This is a genomic window from Novosphingobium sp. PC22D (assembly GCF_002556635.1).
Classification (GTDB): Bacteria; Pseudomonadota; Alphaproteobacteria; order Sphingomonadales; family Sphingomonadaceae; genus Novosphingobium.
The window spans coordinates 1-13,370 of record NZ_MWMO01000034.1 but is presented as its reverse complement, the minus strand read 5'-3'; the positions used below and the strand labels follow the sequence as shown (position 1 = coordinate 13,370).

16 protein-coding genes and 1 pseudogene are annotated in these 13,370 nt (G+C 58.5%); 5 read left to right on the top strand and 12 right to left on the bottom strand.

Translation table 11 applies throughout. The features are described from left to right. Positions 1–434 (top strand): transposase (locus B2G71_RS24700; protein WP_240530329.1); only part of this gene is annotated, 434 nt, incomplete at its 5' end. Between the two features lie 292 nt (positions 435–726). On the opposite strand, the gene B2G71_RS23935 is transcribed toward B2G71_RS24700, so the two are convergent. The 3 genes from B2G71_RS23935 to B2G71_RS23265 are packed head-to-tail and all read right to left on the bottom strand — an operon-like array spanning position 727 to position 3,545. Continuing rightward, positions 727–1,569 (bottom strand): hypothetical protein, encoded by an 843-nt coding sequence (locus B2G71_RS23935; protein WP_141521690.1) that lies wholly within the window; start codon positions 1,567–1,569, stop codon positions 727–729. A gap of 54 nt (positions 1,570–1,623) precedes the next feature. Further along, positions 1,624–2,088, bottom strand: coding sequence for a VOC family protein (locus tag B2G71_RS23270; RefSeq protein ID WP_276306941.1), 465 nt, complete (start codon positions 2,086–2,088; stop codon positions 1,624–1,626). A 32-nt stretch (positions 2,089–2,120) separates the two neighbouring features. Then, positions 2,121–3,545, bottom strand: a complete 1,425-nt coding sequence (locus tag B2G71_RS23265) for an FAD-dependent oxidoreductase (RefSeq protein ID WP_098109043.1) — start codon at positions 3,543–3,545, stop codon at positions 2,121–2,123. Between the two features lie 73 nt (positions 3,546–3,618). On the opposite strand from B2G71_RS23265, the gene B2G71_RS23930 reads away from it, so the two are divergent. After that, positions 3,619–4,254 carry a hypothetical protein gene (locus tag B2G71_RS23930; protein WP_141521689.1) on the top strand — a complete coding sequence of 212 codons (636 nt, stop codon included), beginning with the start codon at positions 3,619–3,621 and terminating at the stop codon, positions 4,252–4,254. Here B2G71_RS23930 and B2G71_RS23255 read toward each other — a convergent pair. Both B2G71_RS23255 and B2G71_RS23250 read right to left on the bottom strand, forming a co-directional pair. Continuing rightward, positions 4,251–5,297 carry a hypothetical protein gene (locus tag B2G71_RS23255; RefSeq protein WP_141521688.1) on the bottom strand — a complete coding sequence of 349 codons (1,047 nt, stop codon included), beginning with the start codon at positions 5,295–5,297 and terminating at the stop codon, positions 4,251–4,253. The two genes, B2G71_RS23930 and B2G71_RS23255, sit on opposite strands and share 4 nt — an antisense overlap. Beyond that, positions 5,294–7,714, bottom strand: coding sequence for a hypothetical protein (locus B2G71_RS23250; protein ID WP_168176472.1), 2,421 nt, complete (start codon positions 7,712–7,714; stop codon positions 5,294–5,296). The genes B2G71_RS23255 and B2G71_RS23250 overlap by 4 nt, the downstream gene beginning before the upstream one ends. A 165-nt stretch (positions 7,715–7,879) precedes the next feature. Here B2G71_RS23250 and B2G71_RS24780 point away from each other — a divergent pair, with 165 nt between their 5' ends. Together B2G71_RS24780 and B2G71_RS23245 are read left to right on the top strand one after the other, a co-directional pair. Continuing rightward, positions 7,880–8,005: a hypothetical protein gene (locus B2G71_RS24780; protein WP_276306940.1), complete on the top strand. Its 126-nt coding sequence runs from the start codon at positions 7,880–7,882 to the stop codon at positions 8,003–8,005. Positions 8,006–8,165: 160 nt separating this feature from the next. Further along, on the top strand, positions 8,166–9,329 hold the full coding sequence (locus B2G71_RS23245; RefSeq protein WP_098109039.1) for a radical SAM protein: 1,164 nt from the start codon (positions 8,166–8,168) through the stop codon (positions 9,327–9,329). 3 nt (positions 9,330–9,332) lie between these two features. Here the strand turns inward: B2G71_RS23245 and B2G71_RS23240 are convergent, their stop codons facing one another. From B2G71_RS23240 to B2G71_RS23210, 7 genes are all read right to left on the bottom strand, one after another. After that, on the bottom strand, positions 9,333–10,508 hold the full coding sequence (locus B2G71_RS23240) for a sulfotransferase domain-containing protein (RefSeq protein ID WP_098109038.1): 1,176 nt from the start codon (positions 10,506–10,508) through the stop codon (positions 9,333–9,335). Next, a complete protein-coding gene (locus tag B2G71_RS23235; RefSeq protein WP_098109037.1) occupies positions 10,505–10,834 on the bottom strand; it encodes a DNA-binding transcriptional regulator in 330 nt (109 codons plus the stop codon). The genes B2G71_RS23240 and B2G71_RS23235 overlap by 4 nt, the downstream gene beginning before the upstream one ends. Next, on the bottom strand, positions 10,821–11,219 hold the full coding sequence (locus tag B2G71_RS23230) for a type II toxin-antitoxin system RelE/ParE family toxin (RefSeq protein WP_240530328.1): 399 nt from the start codon (positions 11,217–11,219) through the stop codon (positions 10,821–10,823). Before B2G71_RS23230 ends, B2G71_RS23235 begins: the two co-directional genes overlap by 14 nt. A gap of 70 nt (positions 11,220–11,289) precedes the next feature. Beyond that, positions 11,290–11,808 carry a site-specific integrase gene (locus B2G71_RS23225; RefSeq protein WP_098109035.1) on the bottom strand — a complete coding sequence of 173 codons (519 nt, stop codon included), beginning with the start codon at positions 11,806–11,808 and terminating at the stop codon, positions 11,290–11,292. Then, positions 11,754–11,999 (bottom strand): hypothetical protein, encoded by a 246-nt coding sequence (locus tag B2G71_RS23220; RefSeq protein WP_098109034.1) that lies wholly within the window; start codon positions 11,997–11,999, stop codon positions 11,754–11,756. Before B2G71_RS23220 ends, B2G71_RS23225 begins: the two co-directional genes overlap by 55 nt. A gap of 4 nt (positions 12,000–12,003) precedes the next feature. Then, positions 12,004–12,444, bottom strand: a complete 441-nt coding sequence (locus B2G71_RS23215) for an integrase arm-type DNA-binding domain-containing protein (RefSeq protein WP_206049500.1) — start codon at positions 12,442–12,444, stop codon at positions 12,004–12,006. Then, positions 12,441–12,998, bottom strand: a complete 558-nt coding sequence (locus B2G71_RS23210) for a site-specific integrase (protein ID WP_240530327.1) — start codon at positions 12,996–12,998, stop codon at positions 12,441–12,443. Before B2G71_RS23210 ends, B2G71_RS23215 begins: the two co-directional genes overlap by 4 nt. Before the next feature lie 26 nt (positions 12,999–13,024). Here B2G71_RS23210 and B2G71_RS23205 point away from each other — a divergent pair. Further along, positions 13,025–13,234 (top strand): annotated as a pseudogene (locus B2G71_RS23205) (IS3 family transposase); the annotation flags it as partial. Between the last annotated feature and the right edge of the window lie 136 nt (positions 13,235–13,370).

The following is a 13,370-nucleotide window of genomic DNA, read 5'->3' as shown; positions in this document are numbered from 1 at the left end:
CCGGCAGGCGCTACGCGCCCTTGTCTTCATCAAGGCGATGCGGCCCTTCGAGGGACCGCTTCCCAATGTGCTATGGGACCGAACTGACCAGCATGGCGATCCTGCGCTGGTCGAAGGAGCGCAATGTCGAGTGGCACTACATCGCGCCGGGCAAGCCATACCAGAATGGCTTCATCGAAAGCTTCAATGCGCGCCTGCGGGACGAGTTCTTGAACGAGACGATCTTCACCAGCCTCTGCCACGCCCGCCAGGAGCTGGAAGCCTGGCGGCACGACTACAACCACTTCCGGCCCCACTCGAGTCTCGGGAACAAGACCCCGGCGGAGATGGGGGCAGGATCAATCGGCAAACCGTATTGGGGGCATGCCCCCAATACGGTGGTTGCCATCACGCCCAGCGATGGGCATCAAACCGGCCCGAGGCTCTCCTCATAGGTGGTAGAAACCTTGGGCTCAGACCAAGCCCAAACCGGGCTTGAGGAGAAGAGTCGAGGATGTATGTTTGTTCTAACCGGGACCAAATTGGTAACAGATAGCCATCGCGTTAAAGCAAACTGCGGGAGTTATATGGGCCTCGGCGGGGTGGTGATGGTGCATCAACTGAGACGCCGCATTGCTGTCAGAAGGTCAATTTAGTGAACAGCAAGAAAATGGCATGAGCTGTTAACTGTCCTTGATGTCCGATCAGAGTTACCGGAGATATCCAGATAAAGTCGGTTGCAGTAGTCTACGCAATCTCGTTAACAGTGCCGCGTCGACTATTCTCATACCGCATCAAGATGATCAGACGACAAGTACGTCCTTTCCGGTCACCCGACACGTGAGGCAACCCTCGAGTCAGGTCGATCCCTCCATCTAGTGACTGCATTCCGTCATAGATTAAAAGCTCGCCTGATGCGGAGGCATAGACGTCGGCAAGGCCAAACCGCGCGACGAATTCCATTTCTTCGATCCGGCCGCTTTTACCGAGATCGCCAGCGACGAGAGTTGGGAAAAACAGCGTCCCGCGCGCTTCGCGCCCGGGGTTTGCCTCGGCAAAGAATGAGCATATCGCACTTTCCATGGCTCCATAATATTCGTCGGCATGGATGTGTGGAGTGAGGACTAGCGGTCCCGATGTGGGATCCTTGCTGACCACCATTGTCAGCTGCTCGACTGCGAGGCCATTACCCGCTTGAGCGGCCAGAAACGCGGTGTTACTTAGTGCACGCGTGAGCAGTTTAGCCAGAGGGCCGCTTCCTCTATTCCGGTCGGCCAAATCGCATAACCAGTCCGCACACCCGATATGGGAGGATCGCTCTGCATATTTGCGAATCCACCAGGTCAGCCTAAAGCTGCCAAGCGGAGCTCTTTTAAGGCCGCATGCACTTACTACGGCATCCCGGTCGCGCAGAGTGAATGGCCGTTCTTCGTCGCTATCGTCAGTGAAAAGCCACCTGCTACCGGCGGGCATTTGCAAGCTGTCGAGCAGATCGAGTGGCCATTCTGGAGCTTCGAACAGTGCCTTAAGCCGATCATCAGCGAGCGGCGTTTCGATCCGAAGTAGCCGCACCTTTTCATCGGTAGCCATGCCTTCGCGCACGCCCTGGTCGAAGCTGCTATAGGTTCTAACAAAATCCACCGTCTAGGCCAGATCCGCACTGGCGCGTTTGCCCATGTCCGAAGCGTCGAATTGCCTTGAATGCCAGCAGAATTCGAGCTGCAGATTATTGGGGTCGAAGAAGAAGATCGAATCCGCGTGACCGAGGTCGACGATGTCCGAAACCTCTACACCTAGATTGCCGAGCGCCTTTTGGCGCGATGCCAGTTCGTCGCGAGTTTCCACCTTGAACGAGAAGTGAAACATCCCTGCGGGCGTGCCGAGAGCTTCGTTGATCCCGGTCGGAAAATCTTCGGGAATGTCGGGCACGCCTTTCGATTCCATGAACACGAAATATGTATCCGCACCGATATCGAAGTAGACTTGGCGCACCCTTCCTCCCTGGCCAATCTCGGTAACGTGATCGGCAACTACCGGGAAGCCGAGAATTCCGGTGTAAAAGTCGATGGTCGTTTCCATATCGTGGGTCGCGACACCGACATGGGACATTCCGCCATTCGGGGGTGAGAGGACGTTCATTTTCAGACTGACTCCGCAATATGATCTGCAAGTCGTAGCGTACACTGCATGGCCGTAAAGGTGGGATTAGCCCAGCCGACCCTAGGAAAGATACTGCCACCCGCCACGTAGAGATTGTCGACACCGAATACGCGGGCATTGCGGTCAACAACACCTTGTCCGGCGTTAACGGCCATACGCGTCGTGCCCAGTTGGTGATTGGAATGCAGGATAAGCTCCGGTCCGATGTCGGCCGGGTGGAGCTCACGGACGAAACGTCCATGGCCGGCACGAGCGAGCGCCCCAGACAGCGTGTTGGCGATAGCAGCAAACTCCTCGACATCCTTTTCAGCAATGCGCCAATCCAGGACCAACTGATGCACCCCACTGCTATCGCAGCAGTTCCCGAGAAGTACCCTGCTCTTAATAAACGGCGACTGCTCAAAAAAGATGCCGAGCTTGGGAACGGCGTCTTCGGCCATGGCAGGCGTGCGGAAAAAGTGAGCTCGTGCGTTGAGGTTCGCAGCGCCCGCATCAAGCGCGATATTTACTGTTGCAGGCGAGCCATCGCGCAGAGTGCGGGTAGTCGCGTAAGCGCTCAACGCGCTGTCGGTCGCCAGTTCGAACCCTGGAACCGTGAGGTGCGGATGCTCGCAGAAGCAGGAACCGACCATCCCTTCATCATTGCCGACGCCAGCAGGGTTCCGACTTTGCGATGCCAACATCAGACGCGGCGTCTCCAAACCCCCTGATGCTAGTACGAAAAGGCTTCCGCGAACGTCGAAGCGTGATCCGTCGGCAGCCATGCAGGTGATCGCCTCGACTTCGTTCTGCGCGTAGGTCAGCAAAATCTCAATCGCGCGTGCGCCTGTCAGGACGGTGATTTCAGCGCTCCGCGCCAGATCTTGAGACCAGTTGTCGGCCATACGCACGATGGGCTTACTGAAGCGCCAATATCGCAGATCGACCCCATGGGGAGACAGTTGCTTGCGCAGTGCTGCGGGTAGATCCATCAGGTCGGGAGCAAAGTCCGCGCTCGCAACGTTGAGCAACGACGCGGCTTCATCCGCGTAGATGGCTAGTTCGTCAAATTCGATCGGCCAACCGCAAAGCTCAGTTTTTCCAGTGCCGATCGCAAAGTCGCGGCGATCAAGTGGCGCGATATATCCTGCCCAGACAGAGCTGGACCCTCCGAGACGAAAATCGCGGATCTCGCCTAGCGGATAGGGCAGCCCTGCGACCTCACCGTCGGCACAGGCGGGGTCGACCGCCCCCGGCGCTGCACCACCCCGCTCGAGCACAACAACGCGACGACCGGGAGCTAATTTGCGGGCCAAGGTGAGCCCGGCCATGCCACCGCCAACGACGACGACATCCGCCGCAATTCCGTATTCGGGAGCGGAATCCATGTTTACAATTGTCATCGCGTCGAACCGTCCCTCACGCATGCCCCTCCTTGCCTAACTCGATCGACAAGTTATCGAAGTCTTCGCGATTTCTTCCGTTGGATCAACGATCAATATGACGCAGGCTGCCCATGTAACCGCGATATCAAGGCTAGACGGTGCGCAACTGCCCGGTATCCGGCAATCCATCGACTATTTCGGGTTTCATTGTCTTCCCGATGCCATGTCCTCCGAAACGCTTGAAGAACTTGCCCGCGAGGCGTGCTGTAGGCGTGCCGAGGCAAAGCGCGCGGTATCGGAAAGCGCCGATCTGCCTTACAGTTCGCGTGTAGCCCCGCTTGGGCCCTCTGCAATCCACGTGCTCGGGAGCATGGCTTCAGCGGCCTTGCTCGAACCCGTCTTCGGACGTCGGTTTCGCTATTGCCCCGACGCCAGCTGCTATACTTTTTTCGAGGCGGGAGATTTTCTCGAAACCCACCGCGACGATGCTTCCAATTGCGAAGTCACTCTGCTGTTTTACCTGAGCGCATCGCCGTTTCGCCCCGACAAGCAGGCGTCTGGTCTGAATCTTTCAGTCTATGCTGATGACGGCGATGCTCCCGGCGCGCTGCTCAAGATCATTGCCACGCCGCAGGGCGCGATCATGTTCGGCCGTGGCAGCCGCTTCTGGCATCGTCGTCATCGATTGCAGGAGGGCGAGCATATCTGGATGCTGACCGCCTGTTTCACTTCGGCGGACGTGCCCGATTAGGCGCGCGTACAGTGCCTCGCCGGAGAAGCTTCGAGATCGGTGATCCGCCGTTCAATCTCTTCGATGAGGAACCGCCAGTGGCGCGCGCTGCAAAAACCGGGCGACACGCCGATCATCCAGCACGCGATCGAGATGCCAGATCGGTCGAAGGCGGAGAAGAAATGGTCCAGTCGCTCAAGTGCAGACTTCCGCATCGCAACCATGTCGATCTCGCCCACCTGCCATGCGTTTCCGTTGTAATCGTTAAGGAAATAGTCGAGGTCGATATGGATAGCGGCGCGGCGATCTTCCGCTAGCTGTGCCAGCAGTTCGTGCGCGTCATTCGATCGGCGATAGAGGCGTTTTGGGTTCGCGTCGGCTGCGCTGTCGCCCAGCTCAATCGCATGGAACCGATACCCTGCCAGCAAATCGTGGTCCACCACATGCGGAGCGACCGCAAAGGTTTCGGCCTTTTCGAGATCGGCCTTGAGGTGAAAAACTTCTACGATACGATCAAGCGCAAAGAATGGTGTGAGAAACGAGCCAATCGTGATCGCTCCACTGGTGATCGCACTGTGCCAGTCAGCGGGCGATGCGGGATCGAACGGCACCCCGGTAAGTGGATCCTCAAGCGCTGACGAGCCGTCAGCACTTTGCTCGACAACCAGTAGCGTCGACATCATGTCGGTGTGGTCGTCCAGATGAATAATCGTGAGCGGCTCTTCGGATCGCAGCGTGGCAAGATGGTTGGCCAGAAATACCCCGCACCAGCTATCTTCGAGTGCGAGCATAAGACGGCTTCGCTGCTCGCGAAAATCGAAACGCGACCGTGCGCCCGATCCGACGCCAAGCCATCGAAGGCCATCCTCCAAGTCAGGATCGAGTAGCTGATGGGAGACATCCGGCCCGTCAATCTCGATCGCCTGCTTGTCGACATCGACGCGGTAGATATTGCTGCGAATCAATGGCAGAACTGCATCGCGAATTTCGCCAATGCTGAGGTCTGCTGCAGCCTCGCTATCGATCAACAATCGACCCGCGGTTCCTGCCTCCGCATGGCTCACGTATCGCCCCCCAGCAATTCGTTGCGGCGCTGAAGAAAGCCGGAAAAAGTCAGGATCGAAAGCGAAATCACAATCCATCCGCAGAACGCATAAAAGGCCTTGAAGAACTTCAAGAAGTCCGCCTCCGAGGCCGTGGCCCTGGTCCCTTCGGCTACGCCGATTTCGCATTTGGATTCCTGGCGCAGATCGACCAGAGGAATGAACACGTCGAGCGCAAACAGGCTCGGGGCGATCATGTCTCCGCAAGGTACGTTGTCTGCGACTTCGTTGGTCAGTCCGGCGCCGATCGCCGATCGGTCGGAGAGCGTTGCCACGGGCTGCTGGTCGACGATCATCAGTTTCTTGCGATTAGCGTCAGCGAACACGGAGCAGCCGAGCACAAAGAAAACGAGCAGTGTCAAGGTCGCGCGGCGGGGGTCCAGCCCGAAACCGAACGTTAGACGATAGACCTGCATCACAACGTACCTAGCAATATCGGCAAGCTGCGCGAATAGATAACTGGGGACGGCGAGCGCGAGCGCCGCCACGCGTTGCCAGAAAGCCTGTGACCTTGTCTCGTCGACACCCGTTTTCGAGGGCATAGCTTTCCGGTCATTAACCCCGCGCGCCAACATGGCCAACTCGCGGACGAAACGCGCGATCATTATTTCACGCGCCTCGTCGGTCAGCGCGCTGCGCCGCAGGGCGCGGGCGAGAGTAGCATAATCTTGTGCATCGTAGGGGCTGCGCTCAAGCCACGCCTTGCGCACATTGACGGTCTTACGAAGGTTGGCAGGATCGTTCAGGTCCTCCATATCGGGCAACATGAGCACTCGGTAGGAAAAGCCAACGAGATGTACGTCGTCCTTTTTGCACAGGTCGGCATTGGGATATCCATTGCTCGTGTCCCACAGAAAATCTGTGTTGGTGTAGTAGAGGTTCACTGCCCCGGTCAGATCGTTGGCGCCGATGATCAAGATACCACCGACCTTGGAATAGCTGAGGTCGAAAGCGGTGTTGTCGGGTGCGGAGCCGGACGCGTCGGTGGCCTCAGCGTCGCGCACTTTCTTCCTGGGCGCAATGCTTACGACCTTGGTGTTGAACAGCTGAATGTCTTTGCCGACCTCGACCCGCTGCATTCGCAACGCGCCCTCTGAACAGAGGCTGCGCTGCCCGCCGTTCAGTTCGGACTTGTCGCCTAGCTTGATGCACCCGCCAACCCGAAGATCTGCCGCAAGCAGCGCCGAATGATACTGCTTGTCACCCAACTCCTCTATCTCTTCGAATTCCCCGTGAAGATCGGCGCCGCATAGATTGAGGTCGTTGCCAATATGGCAGCCATCGAGGATCACGCGCCCTTTGCTACTAAACCGGCGTTTCGATCGAGGATGGATCGAGAGATGTAGGCTCCCGAGAATCTGAGCATCCCTGGCGAGCAGCGCATCGCGATCGTTCGACACGATCCTCGCACCGAGCAGACTGAAATCGCCTTGGCATCGCAGTCCAGCAAGTCCCAGACGCCCTTCCATATCCGCGTTTTCAAGGCTCACGCTTTCGCCGATATATGCCTTGCGCATCGACACGGCAATTGTCTCGCCGGCGGAAATGCGGGCGTTCTCAAGATTAATTCGCGACCGGACGCGCGCACCGTTGAGGGCCACACATCCTTTTGCGAAGAGGGGCTCTCGAGTGGCATAAATCGCGCCAATTTCAGCATCGTTGGCATTCAGTGCCCATCCGTTATTCGCGACAAGACGACACTGGCCAAGCCACAAATCACCTTTCAGTCGCGCGAGATAAAGGGAAAGGCCACCGATTACCTTGCTCCTGTACAGATTGAGCGTCCCCCCGATTTCGGCCTCTTGTAACACAAGACCGGTACAGGTTAGCCGCTCGCCTGACTCAATTGGATCGTTCGGGGGTGATTGTAGGTGTGCCCCGACCGCGACGATGTTTCCTCCGATCACGGCGTTGGACATGTCGATCCAGCAAAGCCCGCTCTCGTCGCTCGGGCCGACCTCGGTCAAATCGACTTCTGAGCGGCAGGCCATGCCCCGGCAACAAAGGCTCACGAAGCGCGAGCCGTGCAACGACAGCGAAGCGACATGCGAGCGCGACAAATCAAGCGAGACCGCTGAAAGCGCCCCTTGCCCAGCCGCAGGTGTGGGAGCAACGAAACTGCATTGCTCAATCCGCAAGGCAGGCAGTGGCTGAGCTTCGGACCCGCAATCGCGCAAATCCAGCGCCCCTTCGATCGTAAGCCCCACAATCCGCATCCCCGTAGGCAAACCGCCAAGGATCAGCGAACGGAGGAAATCGGCATCGACCGCTCGATCCTCCGCCGGAAAATGGCGACAGTCCGCAATCTCGCCAGCTTCCAGAGCCTGACGGATATACCGCTTTGCCGCACGAGAAGTCACGTCGCGCACCCCCACCATTTTGCGTTCGTCGGCCGTAATTGGCCCGATACTCTATTTGCCTCGAGCGGTTGAAAGCAATGGATTTAGCACACAACACTAACGTTTGACTCAATGGTCTCGCGCGATATCATCCCTTTTTGACGCATCCTGGCGTCGATGAGCGATTAGCAAGAAGGACAAAGCATGTCTGATACAATCAAGAACTGCCTTAGAGAAATCAAGAATGCCGCTGCTTCCGGACGTCTGGATGCGGTCATGACTTCTGACGCTTCTGTCCAGAAGAGCTGGGGCCCGGCGATGCGCCGCTGATTTTTTTGGTCTGTTGGCTGCCGCTTGGCGTCGACAGACCATCCCGCCTTCCTCGGTATGATGGCGTTAGGGCGGAGGCAAAACAGTAGCACGGTTCTATCCGGCGCGGGGGCATTGTTAAGTGATAGATTCTAGGCGGATTGACCTCCTTCCGGTCGAGATGATCGTTCTTCAGGGGACGCCGCTGTGCAATCTCAATTGCACCTATTGCGATCTGAGTCCGGCCAGCCGTAAACTCTCCCACAGAATGCCGATTCCGATGATCGGCGAGCTTTTCTCACAGATCAAGCAACTGGAACTGCTTGCTGACGAAGTCTCGATCGTTTGGCATTCGGGTGAGCCTCTCTCGATGCCACCCGAATATTATGACGAGGCGATCGATCTAGTCCTAGCACTTAACAATGACGGTGCGGGAACGCCCGCCCGGATCACGTTCGATTTTCAGACCAACGCCACGCTGATCGACCATGAGTGGTGCGAATTCTTCCAGCGCCATCGCGACCATTTGCGGCTTGGCGTCAGCTGCGACGGCCCGCGCGAACTGCACGATCCACTGCGTGTCAACTGGTCTGGACGCGGCTCGCACACACAGGCCGTGCGCGGGATGGATCTGCTTGCGGAGCGCGGCATTGAATTCAACGCGATCGCAGTCGTGACGGCAGAGACATTGGCGCAGCCGCAAGAGTTCTTTGACTTCTTTCTCGCTCGCGCCGATGACCTCACCGATTTTCATTTTAACATCCTCGCCAATCACGCGGATGGAGGACCACAGATCGGCTATTCGCGCAACGACACGCGAAAATATGCCGAATTCTACCGAACGATGCTATCGCTTGCGCAGAGCGCAAAGGGACGCAACCTGCCGGTGCGAAATTTCTCGCAGACGCTAGGGCGGATCCGTGCTGCAACTGCGCCCCAGCCAACTGAATTCCTCCGCGCCGGAACCGCGCCCTTGCGCCAGCTCAACTGCGATGCTCGCGGCGAGATCACAACTTTCTATGCCGGTCTCAAAGCCGAGTTCCTGGCCGATCTTTACGGCGACGGAAAGGGGCTTAGCCTCGGCAATATCGAGGAGCAGACGCTCGCCGAAATGCTCGGCGGACACAAGCTTGAGCGCATGATGGACGATTTCGGCAAGAGCCACCGTCATTGTGCGCAGACCTGCGACTATTATGCTATGTGCCCGGGCGGATTCGAGCTCACGCAACTGGTCGAAAACGGTGCCTTCGCATCAGGCGAGACCACTGAATGTGTAATCCATGTTAAGACGTTGACCGACGCGGTGGCCACTTTCGTGTCCGCTCAGTTGCGCCAGCCAGCTTAGGTTTCAGGCGTAGCCAAGCCTTTGTTGGTAGTCGGCAAAGCGGCGCTCGATATCACTCAAGACTTCGGCCGGCAGTTCTTTTTGCCAGTTGCCCGATCCTGGATTACGCAAGTGGCCGTGCTGGTACATCTTGCCGACATAACCATCGCGCGGACCGCCTGACTTTCGTAGACTGAAGGGCTCGAAGGCTCGCGCCGCGGCCGCCACTTGCGCTTCGGGCACGTGGATTCGCCAAGCATTTAGCACCTTTGTCAGGGCCCGCTGCGGATCCGCGACCATGTCCTCATACTTGATTAGCGGGCAGTAATTCGCGCAGTTGCGATCAATCCACCCGATCAAGTCGCCGCCGAAATAGCGATCCGATTTTCCGATCAGCCCGACGAAGCATTCGAAATAGAAGCTGGCGATATCGGGATAGCGCGCGCGCTCGAACCCGGTTCTTAGATCGGATTTCGCGACGTCGTGAAACCATGAGACTACAACGTCGCGCATGTCACGCACAAGCGAAACCGCGCCACCGAGATTGGGTTGGTTTTGGTCAAAGACGAGATCGGCGCAGTGCGAGATGCGCACTCGGTCTGAACCGGAGATATCCATCGCATGTTCGAGCATCCCGCACAGCCACACCGAGCCCGACTTGGGCAAGCTGTTGACCAGAAAGACCAATTGCGAGGGCAGCGGCGGATGAAGCGGTTCGCTCAGTGTATGATGCGGCTCGGTCTGCGCGATCGGGTCGAGCATCGCGGGAACCCTGCTTCCCGAAAAACTGGGCGCAAGCGCGACCAGTAGCCGTCGCTTGGCCGGCGTCTTACGCGCCATTTCGTTGAGGTTGTAGACGTGGGGATAACCCGCGAGCGCCAACTGATCGATCCGCTTCGAAGCCCTCGGTCCGCCTACCAGGAACACGGCATCTGAAGGGAGGATCCGGCCTAGCTCATCCACCGATAGGCGCTTGGTATTGTTTGGAAGCGCATGTACCCATGTATCATCCGAACCGTCCAGAAGGGCATAGTCGATAAGTCCAGCCAGAGGATCGCCACCGCGCGCCGCGATTCTTGTCAACGCGTCAAGCGATGGTTGGTCAGCATACACGACAATGGTCGGTTCACAGCGATCAGTCTTCCGCCAGCGTCGAGTTTCCATGCGCGCCGCTGTTCCCACATTGCTGACCCAGTTCACGCCACCGCATCCAGCCCGCTGCGCTGGATGATCGAAAGGAGCCGCAGCGCGGGGCCTCCCGGCTTCTTCGCTCCACGTTCCCAGTCAGAAACGAGATTCTTCGACACGTTGAGATAGCGCGCAAAGACCGGCTGCGAGACATGCTCCGCCTCGCGGATAGCCTTGATTTCGTCCGGTGACAGAACCGGCGCAGGCGCAAGGCAGGCTTCATCGAACTCGCGCATGGTGCGCTTGTCGATGCTGCCCGCGTCGTGAAGGCCTTCCATCATCTCATGGACGGCGGCCATCGCCTCGCTCTTGTAGGTCTTTGCCTTAACCTTGCTCATCGTCTTTCACCTCGACCAATCGGCCTGCTTCAACTTCCGTTTCGATCTGGTCATCGCCCAGCTCCAGCATGATGCTGGCAGCCTTGCGATAGACCTTCAGTTCCGCCGCACTCAGGTTCGCCTTGCCGCTTTTGGCGAAAGCGAACACGAATACAGCCCGCTCGCCCGAGCGGAAGATCAGGATCGAGCGATACCCGCCCGATTTGCCTCCGCCTTGGCGCGCGATGCGTTGCTTGATGAGGCCGCTCCCAAGATCGGCATCGATCAGGCCGGCTTCGGCCCGATGCACGGCATCAGCAAGCGTGGCATCGCTGATCTTCTCCTTCGCCGCGAACTTGGCGAACCAGCGGTTGGTGTAGATGCGGATACGCGGGTTCTCAGTCATGCAGCAACGGCCCACTATCATACTTAGTGTTACGGTTCAATGAATATGAGCCGCTCATGTTTTGCTCGATCTAGTCGCCGATGCGCTGCGCTGCCTCGATGACGTGCCCATCGTCAAGATGGGCATAGCGGGTCGTGGTCCGCACGTCTGCATGGCCAAGCAGCTTGCCGATCATCGGCAGCGTTTCCGAATGGGCGGCGGCGTGGCTGGCAAAGCTGTGCCGCAGATCGTGAATGCGGACGCCGGGAAGGCTCGCTTCGTCCCGCAGCTTGCTCCACAAGTTGCCGATGTCGGTAATCGGGCGCTGGGTGGCCGGGTTCCAGAACACATACCGCTGCTTTTCACGGCGTGGCAGCGCGTGGAGGACGGATGCAGCCGCTTCGGCCAGCCAGACCGTGCGCGGGCCGGTCTTGCTGTCAGTCAGCAGCAAGCGCCTTCCCCGCACCTCGCTCCATTTGAGGTAGGTGATCTCCGACTTGCGGCTGCCAGTCAGGATCAGCAGGCTGATCGCAGCGCAAAGGTTTTGCCGTGCCTTTAAAGCACTTCGGCAATCCGTCGGAACTCCTGATCGGACAAGAAGCGCTCGCACTTCCGCCCCTTGTTCTTACGGATGTAGAGGCAAGGGTTCGATCCTTCGGGCCGAACGCCCCATTGCTCGGCCTTGTTGAACATGGCGCGAAGGATTTCACCGCAACGGTTGGCGGCGCCAGGTCCGCCCGTGTTGGTGATCCGGTTGAACCACTCCTGCACATCGCGTTCCTCGATCTCGTCGAGGAACAATCCCTCAAATGCCCGGTCGAGGTATTTCCGCTTTTAATAGCGGTGGGTGTAGAGCGTGGACGGTTTCCATTTGGGTGAAACCCGCTCCCAATAGGTTTTCAAGAAATCGCGGTAGGGAGGGCACCTTGCGCAGCCGCTTGCGCTCCTCCGCCGGATTGTCGCCAGTTTGGGCGCGCAGCAGGACGCGGCGAGCGACATCCATCGCCTGCGCGCGGCTCAGCACTTTTGCGTTGCCAATCGTCACCGTGCGGGTGCGCCCTTCCATCCGTGCCTGGACGATGTAGACCTTGCGCCCGCTGGCATAGTGCCGCGTCCCGAAGCCGGGCAGTTCACGCATCCAGCAGGTTTTACGCAGCTCACCCAAGCCACCGCACTTGCCGACAACATGGAGCCTGAGGCTGCCCAGTTCCTCGGCAACGATCCCTCGCAGGGTCAGCGCGTTCATTGCCCGACTCCGATCAGGCGAGCGATGGAGCCGGATACGCGCTCCGCTGCGTCGGCGACGATCTCGTCGGACAGATGCGCATATCTGGTGGTCGTTTCTGCCAGCGCATGGCCCAACAGCTTGCCGATCACCATCAGCGAGATGTTGTCGCGGATCGCGACCGAGGCGAAGCTGTGGCGCAGGTCGTGAAGCCGCACGTCCGGCAAGGCCGCACGGTTGCGGATTTTCGACCAGTGAATGCCGAGCGTAATCGGCTTGTCGGGATTGCGGAACGACGGAAACAGCAGGCCGGTGGGCCTGCGATCCGGTAAGGATGTGATCACATCGACCGCGTGCTGATTGAGAAAGACAATCTTCGCGCCGGTGTTGCTGTCCGGCAGCATCAGGCGCGGCTCCTGCACCCATTCCCAGCGAAGTTGCTCGATCTCCCCGCAGCGCGCGCCGGTGAAGATCAGCAGGCGGATCGCCGCGACATAGAGCGGCTGCTCCGCCTCGTAATCCTGCAGTGCCGTGGCAAGCCGCGCATATTCATGGTTAGCGAGAAACCGCTCCATCGGCTTGCGCTGGTAGCGCGGCGTGCTTGGCCGAGACGATCAACGGTCTCTACAAAGCTGAGGTCATCTGGCGCCAGCGCTCCTGCCCGAGCGTATCCGCAGTTGAAATGGCGACGTTGCGCTGGGTGGATTGGTTCAACAACCACCGCCTCTTCGGCCCTATCGGTTACATCCCGCCTGCCGAGGCTGAAGCGAACTACTATGCGGCCCTCGAAACCCTCGATATGGTCGCCTGACTCAAACCAAACTGCCTCCGGAAAACCCGGGACGCTTCACCCCATTCCATGTCTAGCTGGTCGCCGGTGAAGAACGCTGAAGCCCGCAGGAAAGCGTGGGTTTTATCGAAGTCCAAGTAATCGAAATCACAAGGTT

Excerpts from the sequence above, each read along its gene's own strand:
- B2G71_RS23265 (WP_098109043.1), bottom strand. The coding sequence starts at position 3,545 with ATGCGTGAGGGACGGTTCGACGCGATGACAATTGTAAACATGGATTCC.
- B2G71_RS23250 (WP_168176472.1), bottom strand. The coding sequence starts at position 7,714 with ATGGTGGGGGTGCGCGACGTGACTTCTCGTGCGGCAAAGCGGTATATC.
- B2G71_RS23270 (WP_276306941.1), bottom strand. The coding sequence starts at position 2,088 with ATGTCCCATGTCGGTGTCGCGACCCACGATATGGAAACGACCATCGAC.
- B2G71_RS23245 (WP_098109039.1), top strand. The coding sequence starts at position 8,166 with ATGATCGTTCTTCAGGGGACGCCGCTGTGCAATCTCAATTGCACCTAT.
- B2G71_RS23935 (WP_141521690.1), bottom strand. The coding sequence starts at position 1,569 with ATGGCTACCGATGAAAAGGTGCGGCTACTTCGGATCGAAACGCCGCTC.
- B2G71_RS23235 (WP_098109037.1), bottom strand. The coding sequence starts at position 10,834 with ATGAGCAAGGTTAAGGCAAAGACCTACAAGAGCGAGGCGATGGCCGCC.
- B2G71_RS23215 (WP_206049500.1), bottom strand. The coding sequence starts at position 12,444 with ATGAACGCGCTGACCCTGCGAGGGATCGTTGCCGAGGAACTGGGCAGC.
- B2G71_RS24780 (WP_276306940.1), top strand. The coding sequence starts at position 7,880 with ATGTCTGATACAATCAAGAACTGCCTTAGAGAAATCAAGAATGCCGCT.
- B2G71_RS23210 (WP_240530327.1), bottom strand. The coding sequence starts at position 12,998 with ATGGAGCGGTTTCTCGCTAACCATGAATATGCGCGGCTTGCCACGGCA.
- B2G71_RS23230 (WP_240530328.1), bottom strand. The coding sequence starts at position 11,219 with ATGACTGAGAACCCGCGTATCCGCATCTACACCAACCGCTGGTTCGCC.
- B2G71_RS23930 (WP_141521689.1), top strand. The coding sequence starts at position 3,619 with ATGACGCAGGCTGCCCATGTAACCGCGATATCAAGGCTAGACGGTGCG.